Source organism: Rhodococcus sp. D-46 (genome assembly GCF_011290655.1).
GTDB classification, from domain to species: Bacteria; Actinomycetota; Actinomycetes; order Mycobacteriales; family Mycobacteriaceae; genus Rhodococcus_F; species Rhodococcus_F qingshengii.
The window spans coordinates 297,586-313,275 of record NZ_JAANTF010000007.1 but is presented as its reverse complement, the minus strand read 5'-3'; the positions used below and the strand labels follow the sequence as shown (position 1 = coordinate 313,275).

Here is a 15,690-nt window from a genome sequence, read left to right as displayed (position 1 = left end):
CATCGGTCCAAAAGATCGATCGAATTGCTTTAAACCGCAAGCATTTTGACTGACACACCTCCAGCGGCCGGCACACCTGAGCGCCGTCGGCGATAATGGTCGGGAGTGAACGCTCAACCGCAAACACAACGATGTGAAGGCAGGCACCATGTCCGATCAGTACGTCGCCGCGCAGGACCGCTACGAAGCCATGCCGTACCGCCGAACCGGTCGGAGCGGTCTCAAACTCCCGGCCATCTCGCTGGGCCTCTGGCACAACTTCGGCGACGACGTACCGATCGAGAACCAGCGCGCAGTTCTGCGGCGGGCATTCGATCTCGGAATCACCCACTTCGATCTTGCGAACAACTACGGTCCCCCGTACGGAAGCGCCGAGACGAACTTCGGCAGGATCCTGCGTGAGGATTTCTCTTCGTACCGCGAGGAATTGGTCATCTCGTCCAAAGCCGGCTGGGACATGTGGCCCGGCCCCTACGGATTCGGTGGTTCCCGCAAGTATTTGCTGTCGTCCCTCGATCAGTCGCTCGGACGACTCGGCGTCGACTATGTCGACATCTTCTACAGCCATCGCCCTGACGCCGAAACTCCGATCGACGAGACCGCAGGCGCCCTGATCAGCGCTGTCCAGCAGGGCAAGGCCCTGTACGCGGGTATCAGTTCGTACTCGCCGGAGCGCACCCGTGAAATCGCCGCACTGCTCGCCGCTGCGGGGGTTCCGCTCTTGATCCACCAGCCGAGCTATTCGATGCTGAACCGCTGGATAGAGCAGGACCTGCTGTCGGCTGTCGACGATCTCGGCGTCGGCGTCATCGCGTTCTCACCGCTCGCTCAAGGCATGCTCACCGATCGCTATCTGAACGGCGTCCCCGAGGATTCCCGTGCAGCTCAAGGTAAGTCACTGGATCCGTCGTGGTTGACCGACGACGCTCTCACCCACATCCGCGCGCTCAACGACATCGCGGCAGACCGCGGCCAGTCGCTGGCTCAGCTGGCACTGAGCTGGGCACTCCGCGATTCGCGGGTCACCTCGGTACTGATCGGTGCGTCCAGTGTCGCCCAACTCGAAGCCAACGTCGGCGCGCTCGACAATCTCGAATTCAGCGCAGCCGAACTGGCCTCCATAGATCAGCACGCCAAGGACAGCGGCATCAATCTGTGGGCAGAGGCCAGTTCGATCTGAGCGATCACCTGCGCTAGAGCTGAGGCAACTCCACGTTCACGTGCTCGCCCTCTTCGAATACGGCCGACGCCGGCCCGACGATCAAGGGATCCGGAGTACCGACAGCCCGGTGATCCTTGTTGGGATAGTCGAAGCTGGCGAGCACGTGACGCATCGCCTCGAGGCGAGCGCGCTTCTTGTCGTTGCTCTTGATCACCGTCCAGGGCGCATCCCCGGTATCGGTGTAGAAGAACATGGCTTCCTTGGCCTGGGTGTAGTCGTCCCACTTGTCGAGCGAAGCCAGATCGGTCGGTGAGAGCTTCCACTGACGCACCGGGTCCGTTCGGCGGGCCGCGAACCGCGCCAACTGCTCTTCGCGGCTGACCGAGAACCACAGCTTGTGCAGATGAATCCCGGAGTTGACGAGCATCCGCTCGAAGTCCGGGGTCTCTCTCATGAACTCGAGATACTGCGTCGGCGTGCAGTAACCCATCACTCGTTCGACGCCGGCGCGGTTGTACCAGGACCGGTCCATCATCACTATCTCGCCGCCGCTTGGTAGGTGTGCGACATAGCGTTGGAAATACCACTGCGTCCGCTCGATGTCGGTGGGCTTCTCGAGCGCGACCACGCGGGCTCCACGGGGATTGAGATGCTCGGTGAATCTCTTGATCGACCCGCCCTTACCGGCAGCATCGCGACCTTCGAAGATGATGAGCACCTTCTGACCGGTTTCCTTGACCCACAGCTGCAGCTTGAGCAACTCGATCTGCAGACGCCGCTTCTTCCGCTCGTACTCGCGGCGCGACATCTTCTTCTCGTACGGATAGCCCTGCTTCCAGGCATCCGCGAACTCCGAAGGCTCCAGCACGCCGAGCTTGTGCTTGAGACTCGACAGCTCGTCGATCTCGGCCGCGTAATCCTCGGTGACGGAAATTCTGGTCGACGGGGTCGGCAGGTCAGGAACCCGACCGTCCACACCGCTGGCGTCGGGGCTCATGAATACGCACTCCCTGTCGTCGAAATGAACGAACGTCCGGAAAGTGAATTTTACGCGCCGAAGCCCGCTCCCGCGGGTCCGAAGAGAATGTTGCTTGGCATCGAGGAGGTAACGACAGGTCCGGCTTCCCAGTCGCCGAACCCTCACGCGGTACCTTGATCGAGGTAACTGAGACGGTCGGTAACCCCGAGAGAAGAGAGTTCTGGCGAGATGCGAGTAGACGGACGGGAGATCCCGGTAACGGGAAGCCTCCTGCCACCACTGCACCGCCGTACGAGCGACATCATGCGGGTTGCGATCGCTGCTGTGCTGCTCGGCGGCGTGATCGCGGGATCTCTGATCACTCGAAGTCAGTGGGACGCCCTCGAAACGTCGGTGTCCAACATCGTCGGTGTTCTCTCGCCGAGCCTGTCCGACACTGTGTACCTGCTCTACGGCATCGCAATTCTGGCGCTACCGTTCGCCATCCTGATCGGCCTGATCGTCGGGCGCCGGTGGAAGTTGCTGGCCGGATACGCCGCCGCCGGCCTGTGCGCCGGTGTCGCGCTGTCCTTCACCGGAACAGGCCTGGCGGCACCGAAATGGCACCTCGACGTGCCGGACCGACTCGACGCCACCTTCCTGTCTCAATTCCTCGACGATCCGCGATGGATCGCGATGCTCGCGGCGGTGCTCACCGTCTCGGGCCCGTGGCTTCCGAAGAAGTGGCGACGAGCCTGGTGGACGCTGCTTCTGCTCTTCGCTCCCATCCATCTGATCGTCAGCTCGATCGTTCCCGCACGATCGATGCTGGGTCTCGCCGTCGGTTACCTGATCGGCGCGGTGATCGTTCTCGCCGTCGGCACCCCTGCCCTCGAAGTGCCGTTGGACTCGGCAGTACGCGTACTCGCGCGGCGCGGTTACCGCGTCACCGCGTTCCGCGTCGTGAGTCCCTCGGGAATCGGGCCTCTTGTCATGTCCGCAGCCATCGATCAAGCACCGGACGACGAACCTTTCGACGAACTCGTCGTCGAGTTGTACGGACAGAACCAGCGAAGCAGCGGAGCAATTCGACAGACGTTCCGTTGGATCTCGTTCCGGAACCGTGAAACTCCGCCGCCCTACGGATCACTTCGTCGCGCCGTCGAACACCGAGCGCTCATGGGTATCGCGTTCGCCGACATCGGTCTGGCCAGTTCCAAGGCCGTCGCAATCTCGGTACTCGATCGCGGGTGGGAGATGTACGCGCGCCCGAGTCCTCGTGGCATCCCCCTTGCCGTCGCCGTCGAGAACCAGGCGGGCGAGGAAGAATCCACCAAACTGATCGACGCGCTGTGGCAAACACTGCATACCGCTCACGTGCACCAGATGGCGCACGGCGACCTGCGCGCTTCCGAGATTCGTGTCGAAGGCGGAACCATCCTCTTCGGCGGGTACGCGTACTCCGAATTCGGCGCCACCGAAGTTCAGATGCAGTCCGACAACGCACAACTTCTCTTCGCCACCGCATCATTGTTCGGGGTCGATGCAGCGGTGGACGCCGCGATTCGAGCGCAAGGCGCAGACACGATTCTCGCCGCCTCCGGCCGATTGACCACCGCTGCATTGCCCAACCGAATTCGGCGAACGGTCACGGATTCCGCAAAACTGATGACCGAGATCCGAGACGAGGTCGGTGCCAAGAACGGGATCGAAAAGGTCGCTCCCGCACAGGTCACCCGATTCAGTCGCAACCAGCTGATCCAGCTCGTTCTGCTCATCGGTCTGGTCTACGTCGCCTACCCCTTCATCAGCCAGGTCCCCGCGTTCATCACCGAACTGAAGACGGCCAACTGGTGGTGGGCACTGCTCGGCCTCGGCGTCTCCGCACTGACGTACGTCGGCGCGGCTGCGGCCCTGTGGGCCTGTGCGTCGTCGATGGTCAGTTACCGCAACCTCTTGATCATGCAGGTGGCCAACACCTTTGCGGCGACGACAACTCCGGCCGGAGTTGGCGGGCTAGCGCTGAGCGTGCGGTTCCTGCAGAAGGGCGGGCTCGGTACCGTCCGCGCAACGGCCGCAGTCGCGCTGCAACAGACGGTTCAGGTGGTCACCCACGTCGGCTTGCTGATCTTCTTCTCGATCGTCGCCGGACGTGATACGAACCTCTCGCACTTCATCCCGGGATCCACTGTTCTGTACCTGGCGGGCGGCGTAGCACTCGGAGTTCTCGGTGCATTCATGTTCATTCCGAAACTCCGTGGGTGGCTGCGCGACGATCTGCGTCCTCAGATCACCGAGGTGTTGGGTGAACTGAGCCAACTCGCGCGAAACCCGACCCGCTTCCTCATCATCGTGGGCGGCAGCGCCGCAACAACTCTGGGTGCCGCCCTGGCTCTGTGGGCGAGCGTCGAAGCATTCGGCGGCGGAACGACGTTCATCACCGTCACCATCGTGACGATGATCGGTGGGACGCTCGCCTCGGCGGCTCCGACACCGGGTGGCGTCGGAGCCGTCGAGGCCGCCCTCATCGGTGGTCTGTCCGCATTCGGACTGCCGGCAAGTATCGCGGTCCCGTCGGTCCTGCTCTACCGAGTGCTGACCTGCTGGCTCCCTGTGTTCTGCGGTTGGCCGACACTGCGGTGGCTGCAGAAGAACGACATGGTCTGAGCCGTTCCGCTACTTTTGGCGAACGACGTGAGCCTGCAGTGCTTCACCGTCCTCGTCCACCCAGCCTTTGCTCTGGGCGTAGTCGACCATCGCGGCAACACCTTCGACGTCCGTGGTGCTCTCGCGAACTCGGGCTACCGAGATGAATGCACTACCACCGCTGACGTATCCGTAATCCTGAAGGCGCAAGAGTTCGTCCAGTTCGGCTTCGGAGATGTCGGCACTCACCTCGACGTGAAAGGCCTTCAGGTTGTCCACATCGTGGATGCTGACGCGGCCGTCGTCCACCAGTACATACATGGCTCTCCTTCCTAGAGCACTGACGTCGGTGCGTGCGTACCGAATACACGCCGGTGGTAGGTCAGTGGATTCGACTCGCGGTGCTCGACCTCGTCCACCGATCCTGTCACGATCTTGTGATCACCACCGTCCACAGTGCACACGATCCAGATGGGAGCGTCCGGCAGTCTCGGTGAGCACACGTGCGCCATGGCTTCTCGAAAACACAACGCCCGGTTGCCCTGTGGGACATTCACGATGTCAGCCCTTGTCTGCCAACTCTTGTGCGTACTTCTTTGTCATGTGGTCGACGGCGTCGACTTGCGCCTTCGCATGCCCCTCCCTGACGGCGCGCGCGTGAGCGCGGACAGCATAAACACTACTTCGAAAAAACGGACAACTTCGCCGCCTACCAGCACTGTTGATGCCGATAACCGATACTGAGCTGTATGTCGGAACTCGGAAATGAACCAGACTCGAAGCAGAAGGCGGTGCTCGAGCGACACGCGTCGTGGATCGAATTGTTCTTCGACCTCGTCGTGGTTGCCGGTATCGGTCAGCTGGCTCACCTGCTCCACGGTTCGCCGGCGTGGTCGGATGTCGCGCTCTACGCGTTGCTCTATCTCGCGTTCTGGACCGCGTGGGCGACGTTCACGATGTACGGCAACGTTGCCGGTGACCGTGTCCGGATCCCGAGCATGCTGATCGCCATGTTCGGACTGGCCGTCATGATGGCGGCCGTGGCCGGCATCCACGACAACCATGCGCTGGCCTTCGCTGTCGCCTACGTGGCCGTACGTCTGCTGGCGAGTCGGGTGTGGCACAACGGCCAGATAGTCGTGGACTGGCCGATCGCCCAGATGTCTCTCGGTGTGATCCCGTGGATCGTCTCGTTCTGGTTCGAGGGCGAAACTCGGTTCTGGCTCTGGACCGCCGGTGTGGCCATCGACCTGCTGATCATGTTCGTCGTCTCCGGCAGCGCGATCATGGAAGACGCGCAGGAAAAGCTCGACCGCATCATCAAGGTTCGGGGGTTCAAGGACGACCGGATGCCCGAACTCGAAGCCCTGCACTCCGATCGGGCTCACCTTGCCGAGCGCTTGGGCCTGTACGTCATCATCGTGCTGGGCGAGGGTGTGATCCTCGTGATTTCTGCGGCCTCGAAGCTCACCTGGGACTCGACGGTGGTCAGCCTCGCAGTCGGATCGTTTGTCCTGCTCTCGGGCATGTGGGCTCTCTCGCTTCTCTACGGCCACGCCGGTGTTCCGCACCTGCAGCCCGAGAAGTTTCCCGCTCGCATCGACATGGCGCTGCACTGTTTCACCACCGGCGCTATCGCGGTTCTGGTCGCGGGGCTCGGAGCGGCAACCGAACACGGTGCGGAGCACACGCCCGCGAACCTGCGGTGGTTGTTGTGCGGAAGCATCGCAGTCTATTTCGGAATCAGCCTGGTGGCAGGGCTGTTCGCGCGATCGGACCGACGGTGGCTGCTCGGCTGGGCGCTCCCGTGCACCGCCGTCCCCATCGTCATGGGCATCGTCGGCACGCACATGAGCGCCACGTGGATCATCTGGGTGCTGGTGGCCACCGTGACCTGGCAGAACGGCTACGAGTACGCGCAGGTGCGGCGTTCGCGCCGCTCTGCTGTGCGCCTTTATTAACCCCCCGCGGTTAATAAAGGCGCACAGCAGGGGCGGTTTTTACCCTCACCGCCGGGTCGAAGCGATAGGGCTGAGCCAACAGGATTCCGGCCAATCGCTTACGCAACCTCGACATCTCGGCCCGGACGGTCACCGTCTTGCGTGGATCGCCGAACAACTGTGAGGCGAGCTGCGAGGCCGTGAGGCCCTCGGGCGCATGTGTCAGAGCCACGAGGATCTGCGAATGGCGCGGGCTGAGGTCGATGCTCCAGCTCCCCATTGCCGAGGAGTACCGCAATTCCATCGCATTCGGATCTTGCACATCCAATTCGACTTCGGCACAAACCGTTCCGGACGCCGGATCCATCTGAGGGCGGACGAGCCAACCACCCGGAAGCGGCTCGCACATACATAGTCCGAGCGACGGGAGCCAATGCTCGCCGCTGCTCATCACTTTCGGCAGTGCGATTCTGTAGATCGGCGCCATCGAGTCCACCGCCGCGACCCAGCCACTGCGGTCCACGACCACTGTCGGCTGACTCGCGCGAGCCAGCGTCGATACCGAGATCATCCGGAGCTGATCCAATCCGATTCGATGCTTCTCCCGCAGTGCGGATTCCGCCAGCCTGGCCACACTGTCCACCAGAGCGAGAGTCGACGGGTGGACCGTGTCTGCTGCGCCGGCGACGTTCACGACGGCGATGGCCCGGCGACTACGCGGATCTCGAACCGTCGCCCCGGAGCAGGTCCACGGATGCTGCGAGCGCGAGTAGTGCTCGGCCGAGAACACCTGCACTGCCGAACCTGATGCCAAGGAAGTGCCGATCCCGTTGGTACCAACAGCTTCCTCCGTCCACGACGCACCCTCGATCATCCCGAGCCGTTCGGCCCGATCCAGCATTCGACTGGACCCGTGTCGCCAGAGGATACGTCCGTAGCGGTCCGCCACCACGATCAGATTCGCGTCGTCCGGGCCGACGAGTGGTGCCAGACCGTGCACCGCCTCGTCGAAGATCTCCGCCATGCCGGCTGCGCGTCTGCCTTCTTCGATCTCGGATTCGCGGCCCGTCTCGGTGATCGAGCACCGGTCCGGATCGAGTCCGAGCGCACGCAAACGCGACCACGAATTCGCGATGACGGAGCGCGGACGCGCAGGCGGCTTGCGTCCCGACATCGTTGCTTCGTAGACGGATTCGAGAACACGTGCGTACTGCGCCGGGTCTTCACCACTGGCCAGGGCCGGTTCGAGTCGATTCGTTTCGCCGATCACACTCCAGTCCTATGTGACGGGGTCATCGAAAGCGAGCGTTGCACCCGGTTGCAGAGTTGTTCGCGTGCGTGAACGAAAGGACGGCGTTCACGCACGCGAACGGTGCTCACGCGTTGAGGGGTCTCCCCAGCGCCGAGAGCACAGACTCGTGCATTGCCTCCGAGAGCGTCGGATGAGCAAACACGACCTCGGCGAGATCCTCGCCGGTGGCTTCGAGGGATCGAGCGATACCGAAACCCTGAATCTGCTCGGTCACATCCGGACCGACCATGTGCGCGCCGAGAAGTTCCCCGGTATCGGCGTCGAAGATCGTCTTGACGAAGCCTTCGGCCTCGCCGATCGCCAGTGCCTTGCCGTTCGCCTGCAGGTCGAAGTGTCCGACCCGCAGCGCGCGACCAGTACCGGCGCACTGCTTCTCCGTCAGACCCAGGCTCGCCACCTGTGGGCGGGCATACGTGCACCCCGGAACGTAGTCGCGATCGAGCGGATGAACGTCGGGCACGCCTGCCAACTTTTCGACGCACAGGACAGCTTCGTGGCTTGCCTTGTGCGCCAGACATGGAGCGCCCGCGACGTCACCGATCGCATAGATCCCGAAAGCGCTGGTACGGCACCACTGGTCGGTGACGATCGCACCGCGCTCGATCTCGACGCCCAGAGCCTCCAACCCCAGATCCTCGACGTTGCCGGTGATTCCGGCCGCCACCAACACCCGGTCCACGGTCAACGACTCGACACCGTCGCTCGTCTGCACATTCACCTGGACGGCGTCGTCGCCGACGGTCACCGCCGACACCGAGGCTCCGGTGTGAATCGTGATGCCACGCTTCTCGAACTGCTTGCGAACGAAGGCCGAGATCTCTTCGTCCTCGACCGGCATGATGTGTGGTGCCATCTCGACGATGGTCACCTCGGTTCCGAGATCGCGGTACAGGCTGGCGAATTCGACTCCGATCGCACCGGACCCGATCACGAGCAGCGACTTCGGCAGTTCCTTCGGGACGAGCGCGTCGAAGTAGGTCCACACCCGATCACCGTCGGGGGCAACGCCGGGAATCGAACGCGGCCGGGCACCGGTTGCAATGATCACGTGGTCGGCTCGATGCGTCTGTCCTCCCACGGATACGACGCCTTTGTCGACCAACTTCGCGGCGCCTGAGATGACGTCGACGCCGTTCTTCTTCATCAGATAGGCAACACCGCCGGACAACCTCTCCGAGACCCCTCGGCTGAACGACACCAACTTCGAGATGTCGAACTGGACAGACGCCGAACTGAATCCGTATGTGTCGAGTTCACTCAAGGTATGCGCGACGTCCGCGCCGTGCAGCATCGCCTTGGTGGGGATACAACCCCAGTTGAGGCAGATACCTCCGAGGCGATCACGTTCTACCAGCGCGACGTTCAACCCCAACTGGGCAGCCCGGATCGCCGCCACGTAACCACCGGGGCCGCCACCGATGACAAGAACGTCGTACTGATGCGACGTATTGTTTTCCACCACAGCCCCTTACACCAACATCAGCGCGGGAGAAGCGACAAAGCGCTGGAGCTCCCGAAGGAAGGTCGCACCCAGGGCTCCGTCGATAACCCGGTGATCGCACGAGAGGGTCACGGTCATCACGGTCCGGGCAGAAACACTGTCACCGACCACCACCGCGCGCTTCTCCCCCGCACCTACGGCAAGGATCGCTCCCTGGGGCGGATTGATGATCGCGTCGAATGCCTTGATCCCGAACATGCCGAGGTTGGACACCGTGAAGGTTCCGCCCTGGAATTCTTCGGGACGAAGTTTGCCGGTCTTCGCCTTGGTGGCCAACGAGAGCACCTCACCCGAGATGTCCGCCAACGACTTGGTATTCGCGCTACGCACGATGGGCGTGATCAGGCCGGTCGGAAGTGCAACTGCCACCGAGACATCCGCCGACGCGAATCGAAGAACCGATTCGTTCGCGGCATCGAACTGGACGTTCACGTCCGGCACCTTCATCAGTGCAGCGGCGCAAGCCTTCACGATGAAGTCGTTGACCGACAGCTTGACCGCCGGGACGGTCGAATTGATCTCCTTGCGCAGAGCGAGAAGCGCATCGAGCTCGAGGTCTGCGGTGAGCCGGAAATGGGGTGCCTGCTGCTTGGACGCCTGCAACCTACCGGCGATTGCCGATCGCATGGGGGTGAAAGGAATTGTGTCGTACTCAGGTTCGGCCGCAACAGATTCGGTCTCAGCCGCCGCCTCGGGCAGGAGCTGCGCGGAACGAGCGGCGTCGTGCACGTCGGCGACGCAGACGCGCCCCCGCGAACCCGTCGGACGACAGTCATGCAGGTTGACCCCCAGTGATCGGGCAGTTCTGCGTGCGACCGGGGTGGCAGGCACGGCACTGTCGTCGGCGGTCGATCGCAGCGGGAGGCCGGATCTCGCGGCCGGCACTACCGGCGCAACAGTGCCACCGGCGTCACGAATCGCGTCGTCGATGTCGCGGACACTGATCCGCCCGAGGGGACCGGTACCCACTACGGCGGCGAGATCGATTCCGAGCGATTCCGCACGTCGGAGTGCGCGAGGACTCGCAAACACATCGTCCTGCGTCGTGCCTTGCAGAACGCTCGGTACGACGGTGGAACCGGTTGGTGCAGGTTTCGGTGCAACAACCACCTTCGCAGCCGGTGTAGCCGCAGGTGTCACGGGAGCCGCCGGCGCAGCAGCTGGGGACGGTGCCGGCTCTTCCGCCGGCGCGGTTGCGCCGCGGGCGGCGAGGAACTGCTCGATCTCCGCATCCGTCGCGGACGCATCGGCGGACACACCGATCACGGCGCCGACGGGCAGAGTCTGCCCCGGTGTGCCGACGATCTTGCGGAGAACACCGTCGAACGGCGCCTCCAGCTCGTTGGTGATCTTGCTGGTCTCGATCTCACAGATCAACTGGCCCTTGGTGAACGAGTCACCTTCCTCGATGAGCCACGCGTTGACCAACCCCTCCTCCATGGAGAGCCCCCATTTGGGGATGTCGATAGCTTTGATGTCAGCCATGATCAGGCTCTCACCAGCTTGCGAACCGACTCTTCGATGCGCGCCGCGTCAGGCAGCCAGGCAGTTTCGAGGGTCGGGGAGAACGGAACCGGCGTGTGCGGCGGCGTGATCAGTTCGATCGGCGCTTTCAGGTAGTTGAATCCCTTGGTGGCGATCAGCGCGGCTACGTCGTGCCCGAAACCGCAGCGGGCGGCGGATTCGTCGACGATCACGACGCGTCCGGTCGATGCGACGGATTCGAGGATGCCGTCCTCGTCCAATGGTGAGACGGTACGAGGATCGACAACCTCGACCGAAATACCCTCGGCGGCCAGCTTGTCTGCTACGTCGTTGGCGCGGTTCACCATTGCGGACAACGCGATGATCGTGACGTCGTCGCCCTGCCTGGTGTAGTTGGCGACGCCGAACGGAATCGCGTACGGCTCGTCCGGCACTTCGTCCTTGAGGTCGTAGAGAACCTTGTGCTCACAGAAGACGACGGGATCGTCGTCCCGGATAGCCTGGATGAGAAGGCCTTTGGCGTCGTAGGCATTGGACGGAGCGACTACCTTCAGACCAGGCACCGCCGCGAACACGTTGTACGGAGACTGAGAGTGCTGCGCAGCGGCGGAGAACCCTGCGCCGATCATGCCTCGCACCACCAGCGGGGTTCTGGCCTTGCCACCGAACATGTAGCGGAACTTGGCAGCCTGGTTGTAGAGCGCGTCGTAGGAGACTCCGAAGAAGTCCATGAACATCAGCTCGGCGACCGGCCTCAGTCCGGTCAGTGCGGCTCCGGCAGCCATTCCGATGATCGCGGATTCGGTGATCGGGGTATCGATTACACGCTCCGATCCGAACTCCGTCCACAATCCCTTGGTGACACCCAGGACACCGCCAAATGCCTCGATCTTCTTCGTCTCCAGATCGGGATTGGTACCGGCATGCCCACCCCGTACGTCCTCACCGATGAGAACGACGCTCGGGTCGCGTTGCATTTCTTGGGCGATGGCCTCTTTGACGGCCTCGCGGTAGGTCTTCTTCGACACGTTCTCGGCTTCCACGCTTGTCATCTCGGGCTCCTCAGTACGACACGTAGACATCGGTCAGCAGATTCTCGACGGGTGGATACGCCGCGGCACGCGCCTTCGCTACCGCCTCGTCCACCAGCACTCGCGACTGCTCGTCCACCGCGTCCAGATCAGCGGTGCTGACCTTCTTCACATCCACGCTGCTACGGAAATTCTTGAGCGGATCCTTGGTTTCCCGTAGTTGCGCAACCTGTTCCGCCGTGCGGTACAGCTGCGCGTCACCTTCGAAGTGGCCGTGCCAACGGAATGCCGCCGCCTCGATCGTGGTGGGGCCGCCGCCGATCCTGGCGCGCTCGGATGCTTCCGCCATTGCGTCGTAGACCGCGAAGAAGTCGGTGCCGTCCACCTTGACGGCAGGCATGCCGAAGGATGCGGCGCGCGCGGCGATGTCGGGTGCACCAACTGCGTAGTCGGTTCCGGTGGCCTCACCGAATCCGTTGTTCTCGATCACGAAGACGATCGGAAGATCCAGCACCACAGCCATGTTCATCGCCTCGAAGACGGTTCCCTGGTTGGATCCACCGTCACCCGTGAACGACGCTGCGATGACACCGTTTCGAAGCGTCTTACCACTCAGTGCTGCACCGATCGCCAACGACGGGGCTCCGCCGACAATCGCGTTGGCGCCGAGCATTCCCACGGACAGGTCGGCGATGTGCATCGAGCCGCCCTTACCGCGACACAGGCCGTCGTCCTTGCCGAAGATCTCGGCCATCATGCCGTTCAGATCGCAGCCCTTGGCGATGCAGTGCCCGTGACCGCGGTGAGTGGATCCGATGTAGTCGGCGTCGCTCAGGTTCTCGCACACTCCCACCGCGATGGCTTCCTGGCCCGAGTAGAGGTGAATGAAGCCGGGGATGTCACCGGTTGCATTCTCTTCGTGCAGTCGATCCTCGAACGCACGAATGCGCGACATCTTCTCGTACGCCTTCAGCAATGCATCCCGGTCCAGCCCCGAATGAGGCTTGGCGCCGGTCTTTTTCGATCCTGGGGTTGTCGGCTTCTGCGCCGTCCGTTGAACCACAGTCACACTCCTCGTTCTCGATCACTCGTCGCCATGCAGTGTCGTGTAGGTCACGGGCGAAGGGAAAGAGTTGCGTGAGGTTGCCGGGAGTTGCGAAGGGTTGCAGCTGTTGACTTTCGAGCGTTGATTCAGGCGCCGCTCAGGCTGCCGCGTCTGATCTTGGCCAGCGCGCGGTGTTGGGCGAGTTCGACGGCGCTCGTTGTCGTTCTCAGTGACAGCGCCGTCTCGCGCACGTCGAAGCCGACAACGATGCGAGCTACCAAGACGTTGCGTTCTGCGGCCGACAGATCACCGAAGGGCAGAGTGAGTCGACTGGAGGCGGGTAGCGAATCGATTTCGCGACTGATCGCGTCGTACAGATGCGCGAGGAACGCTTCTCCGGCACGTCTACGTCGCCGAATGTCGGACAGGACGGATCGGCAGATACCGACGGCAATACGATCAGCGTCGAGCGGTCGCAGTTCGGCACGACAGCGCCTCGTCACCAGAGGCACGATGCGTTGAAGGAGTTCTGCAATCGCGTCCCGATCCCCTCGGGACGCATCGTCGGCAACACTGTCGATCGAACGTCCACCTGCCCTGCTTGTCATTCCGATCTCCCCCTGCTTCGGCTCTTGGTCGAATTCCCGACTACTGCTCAGGTTTTGAAGTCGCTAGGGGCGTATCGGCTCGGGGCAGATCCCGGTTTGTTCCCCGATGATGTTGATCTCGGCGTTGGAACGAGGGTCAGCGCCGTAGTTGATCTGGTCGGTGCACTTCTCGGAGGGCTCGACGGCATCGGGCGGGAGCGGCGCCGGGCATGAACCCATCTGCTCTCCGATGCTGTTGATCTCCGCATTCGAACGAGGGTCACCCACATAATTGATCTGATCGGTGCACTTGGTCGACTCGGTAGCCGGACCAGGGGCCGCAGGGGCAACCGCGCTGGTCGAGACCGGGGTCCAGGCCGGCGCTGCTCCGCCCGCCGGGACTCCGGGGGTGGATGCGTCCGTACCGCCGCCCACCGAGTTCGAGCCTTCGACTGTCTCCGAAGTGGTCGCTGCGGTCAGCGGCGGTGGGGTCGTAGACGCCGCAACCACCGATGTAGTCGTCGGTTCGTCTCCTGGAGCGCTGTTGTCATCACTCGAACACCCTGTCATCGCGCACATCACCCCGATCGTCAGTACGGCGAGCAGCACTCGCAGACGCCGAGTCTTGTTGGTCAGCAATAGTTCAGGCATTTGCTCTCACACTCCTCGATACGCGGATCAGCTCGTTCCGCCCAAGCGGTGAACACCGACGTGACTCACTCTAGGAGCCTGATTCCATCGGTTTCGTAACAGAATTCCGTCGGTCGCGTACCAACTCTCGACGGTCCAGAAATTCATACGATTACGTAACGGTGGGTGGCAAAACTCCGATATCGAGATCACCTGTGATCGTATGAAAACGCACATGCCGATGAGAGGGTTCGCAGCGGCCGGGGAGGGGAAAGTGTTGTATCGGAGTGACATCTGCGGCGGTCGATCAGACCGTACTCGCAGCCTGTTCGGTACAGCGCTCGCGGCAGCAACCCTCGGAGCGTCCGTGATCACCGGCTGCGCGTCCACCCAGGGCGTTGTGATCGAAGGCGATGTCGCTTCCACCGGGTTGCCCGTCACACAACCTGCAGACCTGGCCAGACGGGTTGCCGAAAACTCGAGGTTGGGCCGGGCGCTCCTCGACGATCCTGGGGTGTCCGAGGGAGTGAAGACAGAACTTCGGTCGTGCCCTGACTGGTATCCGATCTCGGTCGGGTCCATCCTTCTCGATCCAGGCGCACCGCGTATCGTGCCGGAGACCGAACTCGTCGTCATGAATGTGTATCCGTGCCAACCGGCCCACCAACCCGGGACCGGAGTGTCGATTTCGGTCAACCTTGCCGGCTACGTCTACCGCAGCGGCAAGGCCGGTTCGAGTGAAGACGATCCCGAACTGGGTGAGCGCCTGTTCTCCGTCGAAGAGCGCGGAAAGTTCATCGTCAGCGGTCAACGCGCCGCGAGTTTGTCTGTCCTGGAAACGGATCCGCGGCCACCGGAGTTCGAATGTTGCCCCCGTCCACCGCTTCGGACCGAGTTCCACTGGGATGGAATGGAGTTCATCCGTGATTGATCGCCGTCGCCGCGCGATGCTCGCCGGTGTTTGCCTGCCGGTCGCGTTTGCTCTCGTCTCCTGTTCCACCGAGCCTGAATCAGAACCCACTCCGAATATCGCAGCATCACTCGACCCCTCGGATCTCTCACAGGGCTTGAGCATCGATCCTGTTGCCCTCCTCAGAGCAGACCCGGAAGTGTCCGATGCGGTCAAGGACAGTCTCCGACTGTGCGGTGATGCGAACTTCCCCTTCGAAATCCGGTACTCCCCCGTGACAGGCGCCGTTTGGCAAGATGCCGTCGTCAATGTCTTCACCTGCGAGTCTGTCGGCATCTGGGGACGACCGGCCCCACCGGTCAGCTTCATGGTCGCCGGATTCGTCTACCAGATCGACGAATCGGGCGCTCACAAAGTCTTCGGAGTGCAAGACCCAGGACGCTAAGTCGTCGGCTCAACCGGAGGATTGTCGGTCATGGTCGA

15 protein-coding genes are annotated in these 15,690 nt (G+C 62.6%); 5 read left to right on the top strand and 10 right to left on the bottom strand.

The features are described from left to right. Positions 1-148: 148 nt before the first annotated feature. Complete coding sequence (mgrA, locus tag G9U53_RS19810; protein ID WP_007733451.1) at positions 149-1,180, top strand: L-glyceraldehyde 3-phosphate reductase; 1,032 nt, start codon at positions 149-151, stop codon at positions 1,178-1,180. A gap of 13 nt (positions 1,181-1,193) precedes the next feature. Here the strand turns inward: mgrA and ppk2 are convergent, their stop codons facing one another. Next, on the bottom strand, positions 1,194-2,159 hold the full coding sequence (gene ppk2, locus G9U53_RS19805) for a polyphosphate kinase 2 (RefSeq protein WP_003940295.1): 966 nt from the start codon (positions 2,157-2,159) through the stop codon (positions 1,194-1,196). Between the two features lie 210 nt (positions 2,160-2,369). Between ppk2 and G9U53_RS19800 the strand changes: the two genes are divergently transcribed. Then, the gene (locus G9U53_RS19800) at positions 2,370-4,787 is read left to right on the top strand and encodes a lysylphosphatidylglycerol synthase transmembrane domain-containing protein (RefSeq protein ID WP_007733454.1); all 2,418 of its coding nucleotides are present in this window, start codon (positions 2,370-2,372) and stop codon (positions 4,785-4,787) included. 9 nt (positions 4,788-4,796) lie between these two features. On the opposite strand, the gene G9U53_RS19795 is transcribed toward G9U53_RS19800, so the two are convergent. Together G9U53_RS19795 and G9U53_RS19790 are read right to left on the bottom strand one after the other, a co-directional pair. Then, positions 4,797-5,087, bottom strand: coding sequence for a hypothetical protein (locus G9U53_RS19795; protein ID WP_042451185.1), 291 nt, complete (start codon positions 5,085-5,087; stop codon positions 4,797-4,799). 11 nt (positions 5,088-5,098) lie between these two features. After that, positions 5,099-5,323 carry a flavin reductase gene (locus G9U53_RS19790; RefSeq protein ID WP_230587458.1) on the bottom strand — a complete coding sequence of 75 codons (225 nt, stop codon included), beginning with the start codon at positions 5,321-5,323 and terminating at the stop codon, positions 5,099-5,101. Between the two features lie 192 nt (positions 5,324-5,515). Between G9U53_RS19790 and G9U53_RS19785 the strand changes: the two genes are divergently transcribed. Beyond that, a complete protein-coding gene (locus G9U53_RS19785) occupies positions 5,516-6,727 on the top strand; it encodes a low temperature requirement protein A (protein WP_165639094.1) in 1,212 nt (403 codons plus the stop codon). Between the two features lie 10 nt (positions 6,728-6,737). Here the strand turns inward: G9U53_RS19785 and G9U53_RS19780 are convergent, their stop codons facing one another. The 7 genes from G9U53_RS19780 to G9U53_RS19750 all read right to left on the bottom strand — a co-directional run bounded on the left by G9U53_RS19780 (position 6,738) and on the right by G9U53_RS19750 (position 14,318). Continuing rightward, positions 6,738-7,976 (bottom strand): helix-turn-helix domain-containing protein, encoded by a 1,239-nt coding sequence (locus G9U53_RS19780; protein ID WP_054188867.1) that lies wholly within the window; start codon positions 7,974-7,976, stop codon positions 6,738-6,740. Between the two features lie 106 nt (positions 7,977-8,082). Further along, positions 8,083-9,480 (bottom strand): dihydrolipoyl dehydrogenase, encoded by a 1,398-nt coding sequence (gene lpdA / locus G9U53_RS19775; RefSeq protein ID WP_063315914.1) that lies wholly within the window; start codon positions 9,478-9,480, stop codon positions 8,083-8,085. A gap of 6 nt (positions 9,481-9,486) precedes the next feature. Next, positions 9,487-11,004, bottom strand: coding sequence for a 2-oxo acid dehydrogenase subunit E2 (locus tag G9U53_RS19770; protein WP_003940555.1), 1,518 nt, complete (start codon positions 11,002-11,004; stop codon positions 9,487-9,489). Positions 11,005-11,006: 2 nt separating this feature from the next. Next, positions 11,007-12,056, bottom strand: a complete 1,050-nt coding sequence (locus tag G9U53_RS19765; RefSeq protein WP_007733466.1) for an alpha-ketoacid dehydrogenase subunit beta — start codon at positions 12,054-12,056, stop codon at positions 11,007-11,009. Between the two features lie 10 nt (positions 12,057-12,066). Next, complete coding sequence (locus G9U53_RS19760; RefSeq protein ID WP_042451488.1) at positions 12,067-12,990, bottom strand: thiamine pyrophosphate-dependent dehydrogenase E1 component subunit alpha; 924 nt, start codon at positions 12,988-12,990, stop codon at positions 12,067-12,069. Between the two features lie 236 nt (positions 12,991-13,226). Continuing rightward, a complete protein-coding gene (locus G9U53_RS19755) occupies positions 13,227-13,688 on the bottom strand; it encodes a hypothetical protein (protein ID WP_003940038.1) in 462 nt (153 codons plus the stop codon). A gap of 63 nt (positions 13,689-13,751) precedes the next feature. Beyond that, complete coding sequence (locus G9U53_RS19750) at positions 13,752-14,318, bottom strand: hypothetical protein (protein ID WP_042921673.1); 567 nt, start codon at positions 14,316-14,318, stop codon at positions 13,752-13,754. Positions 14,319-14,571: 253 nt separating this feature from the next. Here G9U53_RS19750 and G9U53_RS19745 point away from each other — a divergent pair, with 253 nt between their 5' ends. Both G9U53_RS19745 and G9U53_RS19740 read left to right on the top strand, forming a co-directional pair. After that, complete coding sequence (locus G9U53_RS19745; RefSeq protein WP_003939689.1) at positions 14,572-15,228, top strand: hypothetical protein; 657 nt, start codon at positions 14,572-14,574, stop codon at positions 15,226-15,228. Further along, a complete protein-coding gene (locus G9U53_RS19740) occupies positions 15,221-15,652 on the top strand; it encodes a hypothetical protein (RefSeq protein WP_242692600.1) in 432 nt (143 codons plus the stop codon). The genes G9U53_RS19745 and G9U53_RS19740 overlap by 8 nt, the downstream gene beginning before the upstream one ends. Positions 15,653-15,690: the final 38 nt, after the last annotated feature.

Bases quoted from the DNA above. Each gene is read 5' to 3' on its own strand.
- mgrA (WP_007733451.1), top strand. From the start codon at position 149: ATGTCCGATCAGTACGTCGCCGCGCAGGACCGCTACGAAGCCATGCCG.
- ppk2 (WP_003940295.1), bottom strand. From the start codon at position 2,159: ATGAGCCCCGACGCCAGCGGTGTGGACGGTCGGGTTCCTGACCTGCCG.
- G9U53_RS19800 (WP_007733454.1), top strand. From the start codon at position 2,370: ATGCGAGTAGACGGACGGGAGATCCCGGTAACGGGAAGCCTCCTGCCA.
- G9U53_RS19795 (WP_042451185.1), bottom strand. From the start codon at position 5,087: ATGTATGTACTGGTGGACGACGGCCGCGTCAGCATCCACGATGTGGAC.
- G9U53_RS19785 (WP_165639094.1), top strand. From the start codon at position 5,516: ATGTCGGAACTCGGAAATGAACCAGACTCGAAGCAGAAGGCGGTGCTC.
- G9U53_RS19770 (WP_003940555.1), bottom strand. From the start codon at position 11,004: ATGGCTGACATCAAAGCTATCGACATCCCCAAATGGGGGCTCTCCATG.
- G9U53_RS19765 (WP_007733466.1), bottom strand. From the start codon at position 12,056: ATGACAAGCGTGGAAGCCGAGAACGTGTCGAAGAAGACCTACCGCGAG.
- G9U53_RS19760 (WP_042451488.1), bottom strand. From the start codon at position 12,990: ATGTCGCGCATTCGTGCGTTCGAGGATCGACTGCACGAAGAGAATGCA.
- G9U53_RS19755 (WP_003940038.1), bottom strand. From the start codon at position 13,688: ATGACAAGCAGGGCAGGTGGACGTTCGATCGACAGTGTTGCCGACGAT.
- G9U53_RS19750 (WP_042921673.1), bottom strand. From the start codon at position 14,318: ATGCCTGAACTATTGCTGACCAACAAGACTCGGCGTCTGCGAGTGCTG.